Below are 18,225 nucleotides of genomic sequence, written 5' to 3'. Positions count from 1 at the left end.
CACCCGGCCGGCACTCACGGCAACAGGTCCAGACACTGCATCGGATGCCCCACGCTCGCATCCGCGCCCCAGGCCTGCGTCTTCGCATCGCTGCCGAGGTAGCCATAGAGCGCCGCCACCGTTCCCATGCCGGCCGCGCGCCCTGCTGCCATGTCACGTTCGTCGTCGCCCACGTAGATGCAGTGTGACGACGCCAGATCGAGCCGTCTGCAGGCCTCCAGCAGCGAGGCCGGGTGCGGTTTCATGTGCGGTGTGGTGTCGCCGCTGACAAAGGCACTGCTGCTGGCAAAAAGGGGCAAACGCGCAGCAATCAAGCGCGTGAAGCGCTCATGTTTGTTGGTGACCACTCCCCATTGCAGGCCCCGTGCCTGCAGCGCGGCGATCAGTGGAGCAACGCCATCGAACACCTGCGTTCTGTCGTGAATGCAAGCCTCGTAACGGTCAAAGAACTCGTCACGCAGCGCGGCAAATTCGGGTTGATCCGGCGTCACGCCAAACGCCACGCCCATCATGCCGCGCGCGCCCATGCCGGCATGGGCCCGGTAGGCAGCCAGCCCGAGTGGCTCCAGCCCCCGCGCCAGGCGCATCTGCTCGGCAGCGGCGCCCAGATCCGGCGCGCTGTCGATCAGCGTGCCGTCCAGGTCGAACAGCACTGCCCGGATGCCATGAAACAGCGCGCCGCTCATGCCGCCGGTCGCTGCGTCGCGACGAGGTAGTTCACGCTGGTATCGCCATCGAGCCAATAGCGGCGCGTGAGCGGGTTGTATTGCATGCCGCGCGTGTGCAGCAGGTCCAGACCTGCGGCACGGCAGGCGGCGGCCAGTTCGCTCGGTGTGATGAACTTGGCCCAGTCATGCGTGCCGCGCGGCAGCAGCTTCAGCACGTATTCCGCGCCCACGATGGCAAACGCAAACGACTTGGGATTGCGGTTGATGGTGGAAAAAAACACCCAGCCGCCCGGCTTGACAAGGCGCGCGCAGGCGGCAACGACCGAGGCCGGGTCGGGCACATGCTCGAGCATCTCCATGCAGGTCACGATATCGAAACCGGCCGGGCTTTCCTCGGCCAGCGTCTCGGCGCTCACCTCGCGGTAGGCCAGATTGGCGATACCAGCCTCCAGCGCGTGCAGTTGCGCCACGCGCAGCGGCTTGGTCGCAAGGTCTATCCCCGTCACCTGCGCCGCCTTGCCAGCCATGGATTCGGCCAGAATGCCACCGCCGCAACCGACATCCAGCACCTGCCGGCCCGCCAGCGGTGCAATGCCGTCAATCCACGCCAGGCGCAGCGGGTTGATCTGGTGCAGGGGACGGAATTCGCCCTCTGCATCCCACCAGCGGTGGGCAAGGTCGGAAAATTTTTCAAGCTCTGCCGGATCGGCATTCACGGGCGTCGTCATGACGGGGATTGTCACCCCTTCAAGGCACCGCAGCATTTTTTCGTGATACGAAAGCGCGCTTTCAGTGAACCGATTAAAATAAGCGGCTTTCTCATACAACAGTCGCCCGGCAGCATCCCAAGCAAGCTTCACAAAATCGCGCCCAGGATGCTTTTCATTCCAGAGCGCGACCGGGCGACCCGAACTTTTCGGAGAACCCCTTGCTTTCCACTCTCAAAGAAGCCTTCCCGCCAGCCCTGCTCGCGCTGGCCGACGGAACGGTCTTCACGGGCCTGTCCATAGGCGCACCCGGCACGACCACCGGCGAAGTGGTGTTCAACACCGCGATGACCGGCTATCAGGAAATCCTCACCGACCCGAGCTACTGCCAGCAGATCGTGACGCTCACGTATCCGCACATCGGCAACTACGGCACCAACGAGGAAGACAACGAATCGGGCAAGGTGCACGCCGCCGGCCTGATCATCAAGGATCTGCCGCTGCTGGCCAGCAACTGGCGCATGACCGAGACGCTGCCCGCCTACCTCGCCAACCACGCCACGGTGGCGATCGCCAACATCGACACGCGCAAGCTCACCCGCCATCTGCGCGAAAAGGGCGCGCAAAACGGCGCCATCCTGGCACTGGCCGAGGGTGAAACCGTCACGCAAAAGCACGTCGACCAGGCACTGACCGCTGCGCGCGCCGTGCCCGACATGACCGGGCTGGACCTGGCCAAGGTGGTCAGCACCAAGACTGCCTACCCCTGGACCCAGACCAAGTGGCGGTTGGGCACGGGCTACGGCGTGCTCGCCGAGCCGCGCTTTCACGTCGTCGCCTACGACTTCGGCATCAAGCGCAACATCCTGCGCCTGCTGGCCGAACGCGGTTGCAGCATCACCGTGGTGCCTGCACAAACGCCCGCCGCCGAGGTTTTTGCAATGAAGCCGGACGGCATCTTTCTCTCCAACGGCCCGGGCGACCCCGCCGCCTGCGACTACGCGGTCGCCGCCGTCAAGGAGATCATGGCCAGCAACATCCCCACCTTCGGCATCTGCCTGGGCCACCAGATCATGGCGCTGGCGAGCGGCGCCAGGACCTTCAAGATGACGCACGGCCACCACGGCGCCAACCACCCGGTGAAAGACCTCGATAACGGGCGCGTGGCAATCACCAGCCAGAACCACGGCTTCGCAGTGGACATGAAAGACCTGCCCGAGAGCCTGTGCGCCACCCACGTGAGCCTGTTCGACAACACGCTGCAGGGCATGCGCTGCCGCGACAAGCCGATGTTCAGCTTCCAGGGCCACCCCGAAGCCTCGCCCGGCCTGCACGACGTGGACTACCTGTTCGATCGCTTCATCACGCTGATCCAGGCCGCAAAGGCGCACTGAGCCCCACCCAGCCAACGCAATGAAACTCTTCAGCTTCCCCCAGGCCATGCTGGAAAAGGCGATCGCCAAGCGCATGCTCACGCTGGCCGAGCCGCACCGCGGCTGGTTTGCCACGCGCTGGCAGCAAAAGCCCTACCGCAAGGCCTTCATCACCAACAAGGCCATGCCGCTGGTGACCTTGATCGCCAAGGGCAAGACCTGGGATGACGAAACCTTCGACACCACGCTGACCGAGTGGAGCGCTACCTTCCACGAGAGCGAGGCCGAAGTGCTGCGCCCCTTGGTGCAGGGCGACGGCCTGATCCAGCTGATGCAGAAAAACCTGCCGTCCGAGCGCGCCGAAAAGCTGCTGGCGCGCCTGGCCATGCGCCCCGCGCCCGCCACCGAATAAAGAACACACCATGCCCAAACGTACAGACCTCAAAACCATTCTCATCATCGGCGCCGGCCCCATCATCATCGGCCAGGCGTGCGAGTTCGACTACTCCGGCGTGCAAGCCTGCAAAGCGCTGCGCGAGGAAGGCTACCGCGTGGTGCTGATCAACAGCAACCCCGCCACGATCATGACCGACCCGGCCACGGCCGACGTCACCTACATCGAGCCCATTACCTGGCAAACGGTCGAGAAGATCATCGCCAAGGAGCGCCCCGACGCCATCCTGCCGACCATGGGCGGGCAGACCGCGCTGAACTGCGCGCTCGACCTGTGGCGCAACGGCGTGCTGAACAAATACCGCGTCGAGTTGATCGGCGCGCGCCCCGAGGCCATCGACAAGGCCGAGGATCGCCTCAAGTTCAAGGACGCGATGACGCGCATCGGCCTCGAATCGGCGCGCTCAGGGATCGCGCACAGCATGGACGATGCCTGGGCCGTGCAGAAGAAGGTGGGCTTCCCCACGGTGATCCGCCCCAGCTTCACGCTCGGCGGCACGGGCGGGGGCATCGCCTACAACCCCGAGGAATTCGAGCTCATCTGCAAGCGTGGGCTGGAGGCCTCGCCCACGCACGAGCTCCTGATCGAGGAATCTCTCCTGGGCTGGAAAGAGTTCGAAATGGAAGTCGTGCGCGACCACGCCGACAACTGCATCATCATCTGCTCGATCGAGAACCTGGACCCGATGGGCGTGCACACCGGCGACTCGATCACCGTCGCACCCGCGCAGACGCTGACTGACAAGGAATACCAGGTGATGCGCGATGCGAGCATCGCCATTCTGCGTGAGATCGGGGTCGATACCGGCGGCTCGAACGTGCAGTTCTCGGTCAACCCGGCCAACGGCCGCATGATCGTGATCGAGATGAACCCGCGCGTCTCGCGTTCTTCGGCGCTGGCTTCCAAGGCCACGGGCTTCCCGATCGCCAAGGTCGCGGCCAAGCTCGCGGTGGGCTATACGCTTGATGAGCTGAGAAACGAAATCACCGGCGGCATCACGCCCGCCTCGTTCGAGCCCTCGATCGACTACGTGGTCACCAAGGTGCCGCGCTTTGCCTTCGAGAAATTCCCTGCCGCCGACAGCCACCTGACCACGCAGATGAAGAGCGTGGGCGAGGTGATGGCGATCGGGCGCACCTTCCAGGAGTCATTCCAGAAGGCGCTGCGCGGTCTGGAAGTCGGCGTCGATGGCATGAACGAGAAGACGCAGGACCGCGAGCTGCTGGAAAAGGAACTCGGTGCGCCCGGCCCCGAGCGCATCTGGTATGTGGGCGACGCGTTCGCGATGGGCTTGTCAGTGGCTGAGGTGCACCAGCTCACCAAGATCGATCCGTGGTTCCTCGCGCAGATCGAGCAGATCGTGAAGATCGAGCTCGACCTCGATCAGCACACCGAGCAATACGGCGAGCAAGCCGTCGCCAAGCTATCGAAAGAAGAGCTTCTCGCGCTTAAATCAAAAGGCTTTTCCGACAGAAGGCTTGCGAAGCTGCTGAAGACCAGCGAGAAGGCGGTGCGCGATGCGCGCCATGCGCAGGGCGTGCGCCCGGTGTACAAGCGGGTCGATACCTGCGCCGGTGAATTTCCCACCAGCACCGCCTACATGTATTCGAGCTACGACGAAGAGTGCGAGGCCGAGCCCACCAACAAGAAGAAAATCATGGTGCTGGGCGGTGGCCCGAACCGCATCGGCCAGGGCATCGAGTTCGACTACTGCTGCGTGCATGCGGCGCTCGCGATGCGCGAGGACGGCTACGAGACCATCATGGTCAACTGCAACCCAGAGACGGTGTCCACCGACTACGACACGTCGGACCGCCTGTACTTCGAGCCGCTGACGCTCGAAGACGTGCTGGAGATCGTCGACAAGGAAAAGCCCGCCGGCGTCATCGTGCAGTACGGCGGACAGACACCCTTGAAACTGGCACTGGCGCTCGCTGCCGAGGGCGTGCCCATCATAGGCACCAGCCCCGACATGATCGACGCGGCCGAAGACCGCGAGCGCTTTCAGCACCTGCTGCAGCAGCTGGGCCTGCGCCAGCCGCCCAACGCCACCGCGCGCACCGAAGAAGAAGCGCTGAGCAAGGCCGCGAATCTCGGCTACCCGCTGGTCGTGCGCCCCAGCTACGTGCTGGGCGGGCGCGCGATGGAAATCGTGCACGAGCAAGCCAGCCTGGAGCGCTACATGCGCGAGGCGGTGAAGGTCTCCAACGACTCGCCCGTGCTGCTCGACCGCTTCCTCTCGGACGCGATCGAATGCGACGTGGACGCGGTGCGCGACAGCGATGGCAAGGTCTACATCGGCGGCGTGATGGAACACATCGAGCAGGCGGGCGTGCACTCGGGCGACTCGGCCTGTTCGCTGCCGCCCTACTACCTCAAGACCGCCACCGTGGCCGAGCTCAAGCGCCAGACCGCCGCGATGGCTGAGGGGCTGAATGTGGTGGGCCTGATGAACGTGCAGTTCGCGATTCAAGAGAAGCCGCTTGAAGGCGGTGGCAAGGAAGACGTGATCTACGTGCTGGAGGTGAACCCGCGCGCGAGCCGCACCGTGCCTTTCGTTTCCAAGGCCACCGGCGTGCAACTGGCCAAGGTAGCGGCGCGCTGCATGGTCGGCGACACGCTGGCCACGCAAGGCATTCATGAAGAGCCCAAGCTGCCCTACTTCTGCGTGAAAGAGGCGGTCTTCCCCTTCGTCAAGTTCCCCGGCGTGGACACCATCCTGGGCCCCGAGATGAAATCCACCGGTGAGGTGATGGGCGTGGGCAAGACCTTCGGCGAGGCCTACATCAAGGCCGAGATCGGCGCGGGCGAACGCCTGCCGCACCCGCCCAAGGAAGGCGAAAGCACGGGCAAGGTCTTCCTCACCGTGAAGAACCACGACAAGCCGCAGGCGGTGGAAATTGCACGCAGCCTAGCGGGCATGGGCTTCACGCTGATCGCCACACGCGGCACGGCAGCCGCCATCACGCAAGCGGGCATCGCCTGCGAGACGGTGAACAAGGTCACCGAAGGCCGCCCGCACGTGGTCGACATGATCAAGAACGGCGAGATCGCTCTGGTCATCAACACCGTGGAAGAGCGGCGCAACGCGATTGCCGACAGCCGAGCGATCCGCACCAGCGCGCTGGCCAACCGCGTGCCCACCATCACCACGATTTTTGGCGCCGAGGCGGCGGTGGAAGGCATGAAGAGCATGAACCAGCTTGGCGTGATCTCGGTGCAGGAGATGCATGCGCAGCTGGCTTGATGCTCCAGAGCTTGACCATCAAGGCCACCCTCAGGTGGCCTTTTTCATGGGTGCGGCGTCACAACCAACCGATCTTCCCCGTCGCCACGTCGTGCATCGCGCCCACGATCAACAGCCGGCCTTCACCCACCTGCCCCGCCAGCACCGGCGCACGCGCCAGCTTCTTGACGGCATCCTGCACATTGCGCTCGGCCACGCGCTGCACCAGCGCCTTGTCCTTGGAGCTGGGAACGCCGCGGTATTCCACGCCCGCCAGCGCCGGGCGAATTTGCGCCAGCAGTCCGGTCAGGTGGCCGAGCTTGGCATCGTCCACCGCGCCCTTGACCGCGCCGCACTCGCTGTGGCCCAGCACCACGATAAGCCTGGCACCGGCCAGTTGCGTGGCGAACTCCAGACTGCCCAGGATGTCGTCGTTGACGATGTTGCCCGCCACGCGTGCAGCAAAAATATCACCAATGCGCTGATCGAACACAAGTTCAGGTGGCACGCGGCTGTCGATGCAGCCGACCACGGCGGCAAACGGCGCCTGGCCGCCGGCGGTTTCCGCCACCTGTCGGCGCAGATCGCAGTGAATCGTTTCACCCGCAACAAAGCGCGCATTGCCCTCCTGCAAACGCTTGAGCGCAGCCGCGGGTGACACCTGCCCTTGCGTCTCGCGGGTGAATACAGCGCAATCACTGCGTGCCAACGCCGGGGCTGCGATGGCACCGGCTGCTGCGCAAGCGGCAACCTGCAGGACACGTCGACGATGAAATTTGTTCTGCACACTTGACTCCTGTATCCGGGTTACATGAGGGCGTGACCGTACAAACATCCACCCAGAAGGTCAATCACGGGTTGCGCACATGTGGACAACTCCCAACGGATTGCTGCGTGGAGCAGGCTTTGTCAAACGCGGTCACAATGCAGACAATAATTCAGCAATTGCTTATACAACTGAGGTGAATGATGGTCGAGCGTCTGAATCGGCGAACGTTGTTGCAATGGTCGCTGCTGGCAGTGGCAGGCACTGGTTTCACGCGCCACAGCCTGGCAGCGTTGCCGGAAATGAAGGCTCGCGAGGCATCTCCAGGGTGCTGGTATGTGGAAGGCGTGTCCGCAATGGGCTCATCGTCCAATCAGAATTTCATCTCCAACGCCGGGTTCATCATCACCAGTGACAGCGTGGTAGTGGTCGACGCGTTGGGTTCGCCGGCGGCGGCCGAGCGTTTCATTGGGGAAATCCGCAAGGTCACACCCAAACCCATCTCGCATGTCATCCTGACGCATTACCACGCCGACCACATATATGGTCTGCAGGTTTTCAAGGCGCTGGGGGCGCGCATCATCGCCCAGCAGCTCGGGCGTGAGTACCTCTATTCGGACACGGCGCGGCTACGCTTGCAGGCCTCGCGCACGGAGCTCGCACCGTGGATCGATGAAAACACGCACCTCGTACCCGCGGACGAATGGATCAATGGCCCCACCAAATTGACGGTAGGCGACACCGAACTGCAGATCATCCCGGTCGGTCCGGCGCATACGGTGGACGATGTCGTCGTCTGGCTGCCGCAGCGCAAGACGCTGTATTGCGGCGACCTGGTTTTCCGCGGCCGCATTCCCTACGTCGGCGACGCCGACAGCGGGCACTGGATCCAGTCGCTCGACGAGCTGCTGAAACTCGGCGTTCAGGTCGTCATTCCGGGGCATGGCAACATTTCCACCGATGCCGCCAAGGACATGCAATTCACGCGCGACTACCTGCGCTATCTGCGCAAGACCATGGGCAAGGCAGCCGAGGACATGACGCCGTTTGATGATGCCTACAAGGCCACCGACTGGAGCCAGTATGAGCACATGCCGCTCTTCGGCGCGGCCAACCGCATGAATGCCTACAACACCTATTTGCTGATGGAGCACGACGCCCGATGAAGCCCCTGGGTATGCAGGCGATCGTGAACCGGCGTCATCTGCTGCTGGCAGGCATGGCCAGCATCGCGCCGTTGCCAAACGCGCGCGCTGCGGCCCGTACGTTGCCCGCATCCACCAACCTGCCGCAAGAGTTGCAGCAGGCTCTGGCAAAGCGCAAGCCGCTGGTGGTGATGGTGAGTCTGCATGGCTGCCCGTTTTGCGAAGTGGTGCGCAACAACTACCTTGGCCCCATGCACGAGCGCGAAGGCCTGCAGGTGGTGCAGATTGACATGCTGGAGCAGCGCGCCACCGTTGACCTGACAGGTCAGGCGACGACGCACGGTGCGCTGGTGCGCGCCTGGGGTGTCAAGGTGGCGCCCACGGTGCTCTTTTTCGGCAAAGGGTGCGCGGAAGTGGCGCCCCGACTGGCGGGCGGCGACAATGATTTTTACTCCGGGCTGCTCGATCGGCGCCTGGAAACCGCGCGCAAGGCGCTCAATGGCTGATACTGCAGCGCTCAGGATCGCCTCGTCGTGAACGCAGAACACCCCCCATTCCGGAGACACCCACCATGCACCCCACAAGCCGCACACTGGCCTTCATGTTCGGAGCGCTGCTGACGACCGCCGTGTACGCGCAGGTACCCGCGCTCTTCAAGGACGCGAAACCCGCCGACGGCGGCAAGCTCGTGGCCTCGCACCAATGCGATGCATGCCATGCGATGAAATGGGCGCGCGACGGCAAGGATATCTACCGCCCCGGGCAAGCCATCAAGAGCGCCGGTCAACTACTGGGCAAGGTGGAGCAATGCAATGCGGGCACCAACGCCAATCTGTTTCCGGAAGAAGTGACGGACATCGCCGCATGGCTCAACCAGACCTATTACCACTTCAAGAATTGACGCTCCGCATCCGAGGGCGAACCCCTATGTGCAATGCGCGAACCATCGTTTAATATAAGCAAAATCGAATATTCCACAGACAACTCCAACCCCATGACAGACCTCCAACCCCAGCCCGCGCCGGCCAGCCAATCCCGTGGCCTGGTGCGCAAGGCGCCTGAAAATTTCCTGGACCGGGCGGACGTGGCCGAAGTCCATTCGCACGGCATCCACGGAAGGCGTGGCTTCATCCGCAGCGCATTTGCCGCAGCCATGGCCGGTGGCGCGGCCTTGCACGCAACGGCGCAGCCGGCCGATGTCGGTGACGGCGACCCCGCCATTTTGAAACTGCCCAAGCACAGCACCGGCCTGGGCCAACCCGTGGCGGCACGCCCCTACGGCCTGCCGTCCAAGTACGAAGGCAACGTGCAGCGGCGCCAGAGCCCGGGCCTCACGCAGACCAACCAGGCCTCGGTCTCGTTCACGCCGCTGCAATCGCTGTTCGGCATCGTCACGCCCAACGGCTTGCACTTCGAGCGCCACCACCAGGGTTGGTGGGACATCGACCCGCAGCAGCACCGCTTCATGATCAACGGCCTGGTGAAGACGCCCAAGGTCTTCACCATGGACGATCTGATGCGCCTGCCCGCCGTCTCGCGCTTTCACTTCATCGAATGCGGCGCCAACACCGGTATGAACTGGGGCAACGTCGCCGTGCCCACGGTGCAGTACACCCACGGCATGCTGGCCTGCTGCGAATACACCGGCGTGCCGCTGATCACGCTGCTGGAAATGGCCGGCGCCGATCTCAAAAAGGGCAAGTTCATTCTTGCCGAAGGCGCCGACGGCTCATCGATGACCCGCACCATTCCGATCGAACTGGTCACCAGTGGCGAGGTGCTCGTTGCCTGGGGCCAGAACGGCGAGATGGTGCGGCCGGAGAACGGCTATCCGCTGCGCCTGGTGGTGCCTGGCGTGCAAGGCGTGAGCTGGGTCAAGTACCTGCGCCGCGTGGAGCTGGGCGACATGGCCTGGGCCACCAAGGATGAGGCGGTGCACTACATCGATCTCATGCCCGACGGCCAGCACCGCCAGTACACCAGCATCCAGGAATGCAAGAGCGTCATCACCACCCCCTCTGGCGGGCAGGTGCTGCTGGACAAGGGCTTCTACAGCATCACCGGTCTCGCCTGGTCGGGTCGGGGCAAGGTCAAGCGCGTGGATGTTTCCGTCGACGGCGGGCGCAACTGGAAAACGGCGCGGCTGGAATCTCCCATCCTCTCCAAATGCCTCACCCGCTTCAGCCTGGATTGGGTCTGGGATGGCAAGCCCACCATCGTGCAAAGCCGCGCCATCGACGAAACCGGCTATGTGCAACCCAGCCTCAAGGAACTGCGGGCCGTGCGCGGCTCGCGCTCGATCTACCACGACAACGCCATCCAATCATGGCTGGTACAGGAAAACGGCGAGGTGAAGAATGTCCAGGTTGCTTGAGGCCCTCGCCATCGGCGCATTGGCCGCCACCCTCGGCCTGCCCGCCTGGTCACAAGGCAAATTCCCCAGCATCGGGCGCGACGCTACTCCAAAGGAAGTCGCCGCCTGGGATATCGACGTGCGCCCGGATTTCAAGGGTCTGCCTGCGGGCAGCGGCTCCGTGGACCAGGGGCAGGATCTGTGGGAAGCGCACTGCGCCACCTGCCACGGCATCTTTGGCGAATCCAACGCCGTCTTCAACCCGCTCGTGGGCGGTACCTCGGCCGACGACATCAAGACGGGCCACGTGGCCACGCTCAAGCGTCTGGACTTCCCGGGACGGACCACCTTCATGAAGGTGCCGACGATCTCCACCATCTGGGATTACATCCACCGCGCCATGCCCTGGGACAATCCCAAGTCGCTGGCCCCCAATGACGTTTACGCGCTCACCGCCTACCTGCTGAACCTGGCCAACATCGTTCCGGCGGATTTCACGCTGTCGGACAAGAACATTGGCGAAGTGCAGCAAAAAATGCCCAACCGCAATGGCATGACCACGCAGCACGCCATGTGGCCCGGCAACGAGTTCGGCAGCGGCAAGGTCAAGCCCGACACCCAGGCCACTGCCTGCATGAAAGACTGCGGCGCCGCGCCCACCATCACCTCCGAGCTGCCCGAGCATGCGCGCAACGTCTGGGGCAATCTGCGTGAGCAAAACCGCACCGTCGGCCCGCAGCGTGGCGCAGACACCTCCAAGCCCGAGGGCAAGCTGGGCGACGCCGCCGGACCCGTCCATGTGGTCGGCCCGGCCGGCGCCGACAGCCCGAACGCCAAGGCGTTTGCACTCACGCAAGAGCTGGGGTGCACCGGCTGCCACAATATGGATGGCAAGCTGGTCGGTCCTGGTTTCTCTGACGTTGCCAAAAAGTACGCGGGCAAGGTCGACTACCTCGAAGGCAAAATCAAGGTGGGCGGCTCTGGCGTCTGGGGCGAAACCCCGATGCCGCCGCAGAACATTCCGGACGCCGACCTGAAGACCATCGCCGAGTGGCTCGCTGCCGGTGCCGGCAAATGAGCAACGGCTGTCCGTCCCGGACCAGCAGTGATGCTCCCCACACACAACCCATTACCATCCACCCTTTGAAGGAGAAGACGACCATGCAAACCCGCAGGCAAACCCTCAAGCAGAGCGCCGCCGTCGCCACCCTGGCAGCAGGCACCGCTCTGTTGCCCACCAGCGTACTGGCGGCATTCAACACCGCCGCGTTCGAAGCCAAAGGCATCAAGGACACGCTCAAGGCCCTGGGCATCAATGGTGACCCGGTTGCCAGCAGCGACGTGACGCTGACCGCGCCGGACATCGCAGAGAACGGCGCCGTCGTGCCGTTCGCACTGTCGACCAAGCTGCCCGATGTCAAGGAGCTGGTCTTGATGGTCGAGAAGAACCCGAACGCGCTCGTCGCGGTATTCAACGTCACGCCGGAAGTCGAAGCCAAATTTGCCACGCGCAGCAAGATGGGCGAGACCTCGGACGTCTACGCCATCGCGGTGACCAAGGACGGCAAGGCGCTTTTCAGCAAGAAAGAAGTCAAGGTCACCCTCGGTGGCTGCGGCGGCTGAAGCTTTCAGCCCCAGCACGAATATTCACGCCAATTGAACAAGGAGTTGAACCATGGGTGATCCGATGCGAATTCGCGCGCAGGCCAAGGACGGCAATGTCCTGGTGCGCATTCTGATGAGCCACGAGATGGAGTCCGGCCAGCGCAAGGATGCGAACGGCAAGATCGTTCCCGCCTGGTGGATCCAGGAAGTGACGGCCAAACTGAACGACAAGCCGGTGTTTTCCTGCGAATGGGGCCCTGCCGTCTCCAAGAACCCCTTCCTGGAGTTCACCGTCAAGGGCGGCAAGGCCGGCGACAAGGTCAGCGTGAGCTGGAAGGACAGCAAGGGCGACACCCGCACCGATGAAGCCACCGTGTCCTGAGGCGCAGCCGTCGCACCGACACAGGCAGGGGCGCCACCAGACGAACCTGCCTTTTTCTTTCGCATAAAAAAAGGAGACTCCCCATGACCATGCGCACGCTTGCCATCGCAGCAGCAGCGCTGGGTTTGATCGCTGCCACCACGACAGCCCTGGCCCAGAAGACCTCGACCGAAGCCATCGAGGAATACCGCGAGATGCTGCAGGACGGCAATCCCGCCGATCTGTACGAAATGAAGGGCGAAGAGCTCTGGAAAAAGGCCCGTGGCCCCAAGAACGCCTCGCTCCAGAAATGCGATCTGGGCCTGGGCGCCGGCGTCACCAAGGGCGTCTTCGTGCAATTGCCGCGTTACTTTGCCGATACCAACCAAGTGCAGGACCTGGAATCGCGCCTCGTCACCTGCATGAGCACGCTGCAAGGCATAGACCCCAAGGAAGTCATCAACGGCCAGTGGGGCAAGGGCGAGCGTGCCAACGTCACGGCACTCGCCACCTGGGTGGCGGCGCAGTCCAAGGGGATGGCGTTCCATCTGCCACAGTCCCAGCCGCAGGAACGCATTGCCTACGAAATGGGCAAACGCGCCTTCTTCCAAAGCGGCGGCTCGCATGATTTTTCCTGCGCCACCTGCCACGGCGCAGAGGGCAAACGCATCCGCCTGCAGGATCTGCCCGAGCTCACCAAGAACCCGGGCGACGGCATAGGCTTCGCCGCCTGGCCCGCCTACCGCGTCTCCAACGGCCAGATGTGGACCATGCAGCATCGTCTGAACGACTGCTACCGCCAGCAGCGCTTTCCCGAGCCCACGTACGGCAGCGCCATCACCATCGCGCTGGGCGTATACATGGGTGTGAACGCGCAAGGCGCCAAGTCCGCCGTACCCACCATCAAGCGCTGAGCAGGAGACAAACACCATGAACCCATCCACCCTGCTCACCGCTGGCCTGAGCGCGTTGGCCGTCGCCGCCCTCACCGGTTGCGCCGGCAACAGCAGTGCCAATCTGCCCAGCAACGCCGAACTCGACGCCATGGCCGTGAAGATGGAGCAATCGAGCTTCCACGACAAGGGCATCGTCAAGGTCAAGGAAGCCCTGGTGCTGGACGACACGCTGCGCGCCTGCGATGCCGCGGCCGTCGCCGGCCATCCGCTGGACGCCGCCACCGCCAAGAAGCTGGAAGCGGAAAACCTCAAGACCATTCAGTGGCCCGCCGACGGCAAGTACCTGGGCGACTGGAAATCCGGCGAGAAGATCGCCCAAAGCGGACGCGGCCGCACCTGGACCGACAAGGCCGACGCGGCCAACGGCGGCAACTGCTACAACTGTCACCAGATCGACAAGAAAGAGATCTCCTACGGCACCATAGGCCCGAGCCTGTACAACTACGGCAAACTGCGCGGCGTGACCAACCCGAGCAGCCCCCAGGCACAGGAAGTGGTCAAGTACACCTGGGGCAAGATCTGGAATGCCAAGGCCTACAACGCCTGCTCCAACATGCCACGCGCCGGTTACAAGGGCATCCTGACGCAAAAGCAGGTGGCCGACATCATGGCGCTGTTGCTGGACCCCAAATCCCCCGTCAACCAGTAAACACACAAACCCCAAACCCTGCGGCCCGGGCCGCGATGGCCACGGCGGCACCCTCGCCAGCGCCATTGCCGCCCGGGCCGTTCCCATTGCAGCTTCAGGAGAACCACCATGAACCTCACCAAACGCGAATTTCTTCAAGTCCTGGGGGCCGCCAGCGCAGCCGGCATGAGCCTTGGCAGCTATTCGAATGCGAGCGCCGCCAGCGCTGCCGAAGGTTTGTACGACATTCCGAAGTTCGGCAACGTCTCGCTGCTGCACATGACGGATTGCCACGCCCAGCTCAAACCCATCTACTTCCGCGAACCCAGCGTCAACCTGGGATTTGGCAGCATGAAGGGTCACCTGCCCCATCTGGTGGGTGAACAACTGCTCAAGGCCACGGGGGTGAAGAGCGGCACGCCCACCGCGCATGCCCTCACCTACCTGGATTTCGACCATGCGGCCCAACGCTACGGCAAGGTCGGCGGCTTTGCCCACCTGGCCACGCTGGTCCAGCGCATGCGCGCCAGCCGCCCGGGCTCGCTGCTGCTCGATGGCGGAGACACCTGGCAGGGCTCGGGCACGGCGCTCTGGACCAAGGGTCAGGACATGGTGGACGCCTGCAAACTGCTCGGCGTGGATGTGATGACCGGCCACTGGGAATTCACGCTCGGCATGGAGCGCGTCAAGGAGATCATCGACAAAGACTTCGCCGGCAAGGTGGATTTCGTCGCGCAAAACGTCAAAACCACCGACTTCGGCGATCCGGTGTTCAAGCCCTACGTCATCAAGCAGATCAATGGCGTGGCCGTCGCCATCATCGGCCAGGCCTTTCCCTACACGCCGATCGCCAACCCGCGCTACATGGTCGCCGACTGGGAATTCGGCATCCAGGACGAAAATCTGCAGAAAATGGTGGATGAAGCGCGCGGCAAGGGCGCGCAGGTCGTCGTCGTGTTGAGCCACAACGGCATGGACGTGGACCTGAAGATGGCCAGCCGCGTGACCGGCGTGGACGCCATCCTGGGCGGGCACACGCACGACGGCATGCCCGTGCCCACCATCGTGAAAAACAAATCGGGCCAGACCATCGTCACCAACGCCGGCAGCAACGGCAAATTCCTCGGCGTCATCGACTTTGACGTGAAGAACGGCAAGGTCAGTGGTTTCAAATACCACCTGCTGCCCATCTTTGCCCACATGTTGCCGGCCGACAAGGCGATGGATGCGCTGATCACCAAAATCCGCGCCCCTTACGAGAGCAAGCTCGCGGAGCAACTCGCCGTCACCGAAGGTCTGCTGTACCGCCGCGGCAACTTCAACGGCACCGGCGACCAGCTCATCGTTGACGCGCTGATGGAGGTGCAAGGCGCGGACCTCGCCTTCTCGCCCGGTTTTCGCTGGGGCACCACCCTGCTGCCCGGCCAGGCCATCACACGCGAATGGCTGATGGACATGACCGCCACCACCTACAGCTACGCCACCCTGACCGAGATGAAGGGCGAGATGATCAAGACCGTGCTGGAAGACGTGGCCGACAACCTCTTCAACCCCGACCCGTACTACCAGCAGGGCGGCGACATGGTGCGCGTGGGCGGCCTGGCCTACGCCTGTGACCCAACGGCGGAAATGGGCAAGCGCATTACCGACATGCGCCTGAAGGGCGAACTGATCGACCCGAACAAGACCTACAAGGTGGCCGGCTGGGCCCCTGTGGCCGAAGACGCCGCCAAGGCGGGCAACACCATGGTCTGGGATCAGGTGGAGCAGTGGCTGAAGGCGCGGGGGGGAAAAGTGGCGCCGCGCAAGCTCAACGCGCCCAAACTGACCGGCGGCTTGCCCAATCCGGGGTATGCCGCGTAGACTGCTTCATCCAGTGCGCTGTCTGCGGAGCCGAGCCATCCGTGAATATTCAGGTTTGGATAAACGGTGGGTGGCAGGGTGGCCAGAGGGGGCGATGACTGAGCTACGGCGTTATCCGACAAAACGAGGCGACGCTGTTGTCGTCTAATTCCAGTTCGAGTCCGTTTCCGCTGCATATTAATAATCGCCGTAGTTTGTCGCCTAGCATATTTGGCACACTTTATGAAATGCGAAATTTCTGGCAAAATGTGCTGCGCTTACAAGCTACACGGCATAAGCAAGCTTATGCAGACGTAGTTTTCAGCGCAGCAGGAACGAGCCTCAAAAGCGCCAATTCAGTGTTGAACATTTTGGAAAAGCGAAGTGCGTTTGTTGGGTTCCGCTGCAACTCCCGTTCGAACGCTCGTTCGAGCAACGTAGCGCTTCGCACTACATTGCTCAACTTTTTTCGTTAGGCCTCGCGAAATGCAAGACGAAGATATTGACGACCATCGAACGACGCGCGAACTACTGGAAACGCTCGACGCCGACTACCGTAAGTGCTACCAGCATGTGATCCGTCAACTCAATGTCGCAGATAGAACGGAAGACGGTTTGATCTCGGCAGACACAGAGTTTGAAGCACGCCAACTGATTCGTGCGGCATTCGCATACATAGAAGGCGCAACCTATATCCTCAAAGTTGAAGCTTCCTTCAACAGCGAGGAGCGCGGAGTCGAACTCACACCTCAACAGCAACACTTCATCTTCGAAGCTGACTTCGAGATCAATGACAAGGGAGAAGTCACCCAGAAACCAGCAAAGATTCCGCTGGTAAAGAATATTCGCTTCGCCTTCTCGATCTTTGCTGAAGCAAATGGGATACCGCACAAACTAGACACCAAGGCTGAATGGTGGCAACTTCTCCTAGATTCGATACGAGTTCGAGATCGCCTGATGCACCCACGTGAACCGTCAGACCTTGACGTAGCTCCGAGCGAAACAATTGCGATGATCAAAGCCAAAGGTGGGTTTGATGCCGAACTCCAAGGTCTGCTCTCAGCGCGCGCGGCCTAACCCTTTCATCGAGCGGACGGTTTCCAGCGGGCTGCGCCCGCTTCCAACCGCCGCTCATGTCAAACGTTAGGTGCCATTGGAAAGTATGTCGCTAGCCAAAGCACAGATCGGAAAGTGCGGCGAGTTGCTGGTGCAGTACCAACTGCTGCTTCGCGGCATCGAGTCCGCGCCAATGAGCACCGACACTGGCATTGACCTTGTCACTTACTCGCCAAAGCTGCCTCACCCAATTACCGTCCAGGTCAAGACCAACCTTCGGTCCAAGCCAGGCGGCGGCAAAGGCAAGCTGGCGCTTGATTGGTGGGTTCCCGCTGACTCGCCAGCCCATTACGTCGCACTTGTTGACCTGTCCAGCGAGGGTATCTGGTTCATGTCGCCTGCCGAGTTGCGTATTCACGCGCAGCAACAACCGGCAGGTCGGCTGCACATCTATATGTACACGGACACATCTGCACGCCCTCGCCGCTCAGATCGTCTGGCACACTTGCACGAGTTTGAGCAGTTCAGGCTGGCCAACCGGGTGTCTGCCGTCTATGGCACCTAACAATTCATTCAAGCCGACGCCGCTTCGCGGCGCGGCTTAATTCAGGCGTTAGTCATAAACCACTCCGCATAGAGGCGATCATGAATACTGAAGAGCTGACCGATACCGTAAACGCCATTTATCAGCTTTGCATGGCACAAGCAGGAAAAATAGCCGCATTGGAGACAATAAACAATGCAATCACTGTATCCATTGGCCTCTCACTCCCACCGCTTGCACAGCAAATTCAAACACATACAGACGGCCTAGCCGGATTTCATCGGGAAAATCTCGAACCGCTTAGCGTCGAAGCATTCAATACCACAATTACGGAATTCCAAAGCAACATGGATAAGCTTGCTGGGAAATAGCTACACAGAACATAAACTGTGTCTAACTATTCGTCGCAGCCGACCGCCTACAGCGGCGGCTGAACTCAGGGCTACAAGGGCTTCCCCACCTTTGCAAGCAATACCTCTCCCTGGATTGATCGCGCAGCGATCAACCCAGGCATGGTTTTCGTCGATTTCAGATCAGTTTC

General features: G+C 62.3%; 19 protein-coding genes. 16 read left to right on the top strand and 3 right to left on the bottom strand.

The annotated features are described in order from the left end of the window. Window positions 1-14: 14 nt before the first annotated feature. Together ABS45_RS12350 and ubiG are read right to left on the bottom strand one after the other, a co-directional pair. Complete coding sequence (locus ABS45_RS12350; RefSeq protein ID WP_291555833.1) at window positions 15-686, bottom strand: HAD-IA family hydrolase; 672 nt, start codon at window positions 684-686, stop codon at window positions 15-17. Further along, window positions 683-1,396 (bottom strand): bifunctional 2-polyprenyl-6-hydroxyphenol methylase/3-demethylubiquinol 3-O-methyltransferase UbiG, encoded by a 714-nt coding sequence (gene ubiG, locus ABS45_RS12345; protein ID WP_291555832.1) that lies wholly within the window; start codon window positions 1,394-1,396, stop codon window positions 683-685. The genes ABS45_RS12350 and ubiG overlap by 4 nt, the downstream gene beginning before the upstream one ends. 200 nt (window positions 1,397-1,596) lie before the next feature. Between ubiG and carA the strand changes: the two genes are divergently transcribed. From carA to carB, 3 genes are read left to right on the top strand one after another with little or no spacing between them, the layout of a single operon-like run. Continuing rightward, entirely contained in the window at window positions 1,597-2,769 is a 1,173-nt protein-coding gene (gene carA / locus ABS45_RS12340) for a glutamine-hydrolyzing carbamoyl-phosphate synthase small subunit (RefSeq protein WP_291555831.1), read from the top strand. A 19-nt stretch (window positions 2,770-2,788) separates the two neighbouring features. After that, window positions 2,789-3,160, top strand: coding sequence for a hypothetical protein (locus tag ABS45_RS12335; protein ID WP_291555830.1), 372 nt, complete (start codon window positions 2,789-2,791; stop codon window positions 3,158-3,160). 10 nt (window positions 3,161-3,170) lie between these two features. After that, window positions 3,171-6,449, top strand: coding sequence for a carbamoyl-phosphate synthase large subunit (gene carB / locus ABS45_RS12330; protein ID WP_291555829.1), 3,279 nt, complete (start codon window positions 3,171-3,173; stop codon window positions 6,447-6,449). A gap of 58 nt (window positions 6,450-6,507) precedes the next feature. Here the strand turns inward: carB and ABS45_RS12325 are convergent, their stop codons facing one another. Further along, on the bottom strand, window positions 6,508-7,263 hold the full coding sequence (locus ABS45_RS12325) for a carbonic anhydrase family protein (protein ID WP_291555828.1): 756 nt from the start codon (window positions 7,261-7,263) through the stop codon (window positions 6,508-6,510). Window positions 7,264-7,394: 131 nt separating this feature from the next. Here ABS45_RS12325 and ABS45_RS12320 point away from each other — a divergent pair, with 131 nt between their 5' ends. From ABS45_RS12320 to ABS45_RS12260, 13 genes are all read left to right on the top strand, one after another. Then, complete coding sequence (locus ABS45_RS12320) at window positions 7,395-8,360, top strand: MBL fold metallo-hydrolase (RefSeq protein WP_291555827.1); 966 nt, start codon at window positions 7,395-7,397, stop codon at window positions 8,358-8,360. After that, on the top strand, window positions 8,357-8,845 hold the full coding sequence (locus tag ABS45_RS12315) for a hypothetical protein (RefSeq protein WP_291555826.1): 489 nt from the start codon (window positions 8,357-8,359) through the stop codon (window positions 8,843-8,845). The genes ABS45_RS12320 and ABS45_RS12315 overlap by 4 nt, the downstream gene beginning before the upstream one ends. Window positions 8,846-8,910: 65 nt before the next feature. Continuing rightward, window positions 8,911-9,240 (top strand): hypothetical protein, encoded by a 330-nt coding sequence (locus ABS45_RS12310; RefSeq protein WP_291555825.1) that lies wholly within the window; start codon window positions 8,911-8,913, stop codon window positions 9,238-9,240. 93 nt (window positions 9,241-9,333) lie between these two features. Continuing rightward, complete coding sequence (soxC, locus tag ABS45_RS12305; RefSeq protein WP_291555824.1) at window positions 9,334-10,713, top strand: sulfite dehydrogenase; 1,380 nt, start codon at window positions 9,334-9,336, stop codon at window positions 10,711-10,713. Further along, the gene (locus tag ABS45_RS12300; protein ID WP_291555823.1) at window positions 10,697-11,770 is read left to right on the top strand and encodes a c-type cytochrome; all 1,074 of its coding nucleotides are present in this window, start codon (window positions 10,697-10,699) and stop codon (window positions 11,768-11,770) included. The genes soxC and ABS45_RS12300 overlap by 17 nt, the downstream gene beginning before the upstream one ends. A gap of 83 nt (window positions 11,771-11,853) precedes the next feature. Then, the gene (gene soxY, locus ABS45_RS12295; RefSeq protein WP_291555822.1) at window positions 11,854-12,315 is read left to right on the top strand and encodes a thiosulfate oxidation carrier protein SoxY; all 462 of its coding nucleotides are present in this window, start codon (window positions 11,854-11,856) and stop codon (window positions 12,313-12,315) included. Between the two features lie 52 nt (window positions 12,316-12,367). Further along, window positions 12,368-12,679, top strand: coding sequence for a thiosulfate oxidation carrier complex protein SoxZ (gene soxZ / locus ABS45_RS12290; protein WP_291555821.1), 312 nt, complete (start codon window positions 12,368-12,370; stop codon window positions 12,677-12,679). A gap of 89 nt (window positions 12,680-12,768) precedes the next feature. Then, a complete protein-coding gene (gene soxA, locus ABS45_RS12285; protein ID WP_291555908.1) occupies window positions 12,769-13,572 on the top strand; it encodes a sulfur oxidation c-type cytochrome SoxA in 804 nt (267 codons plus the stop codon). A gap of 16 nt (window positions 13,573-13,588) precedes the next feature. Then, complete coding sequence (gene soxX, locus ABS45_RS12280) at window positions 13,589-14,263, top strand: sulfur oxidation c-type cytochrome SoxX (protein ID WP_291555820.1); 675 nt, start codon at window positions 13,589-13,591, stop codon at window positions 14,261-14,263. 108 nt (window positions 14,264-14,371) lie between these two features. Next, complete coding sequence (soxB, locus tag ABS45_RS12275; RefSeq protein ID WP_291555819.1) at window positions 14,372-16,105, top strand: thiosulfohydrolase SoxB; 1,734 nt, start codon at window positions 14,372-14,374, stop codon at window positions 16,103-16,105. A 465-nt stretch (window positions 16,106-16,570) separates the two neighbouring features. Then, on the top strand, window positions 16,571-17,161 hold the full coding sequence (locus ABS45_RS12270; RefSeq protein ID WP_291555818.1) for a hypothetical protein: 591 nt from the start codon (window positions 16,571-16,573) through the stop codon (window positions 17,159-17,161). Between the two features lie 85 nt (window positions 17,162-17,246). Then, window positions 17,247-17,705, top strand: coding sequence for a hypothetical protein (locus tag ABS45_RS12265; RefSeq protein WP_291555817.1), 459 nt, complete (start codon window positions 17,247-17,249; stop codon window positions 17,703-17,705). Between the two features lie 80 nt (window positions 17,706-17,785). After that, on the top strand, window positions 17,786-18,055 hold the full coding sequence (locus ABS45_RS12260; RefSeq protein ID WP_291555816.1) for a hypothetical protein: 270 nt from the start codon (window positions 17,786-17,788) through the stop codon (window positions 18,053-18,055). Window positions 18,056-18,225: the final 170 nt, after the last annotated feature.

Origin of the sequence: Comamonas sp. SCN 65-56, assembly GCF_001724135.1 — a bacterium.
GTDB lineage: Bacteria > Pseudomonadota > Gammaproteobacteria > Burkholderiales > Burkholderiaceae_C > Comamonas_C.
The sequence above is the reverse complement of the archived record's forward strand: the minus strand, read 5'-3'. Positions and strand labels throughout refer to the sequence as shown.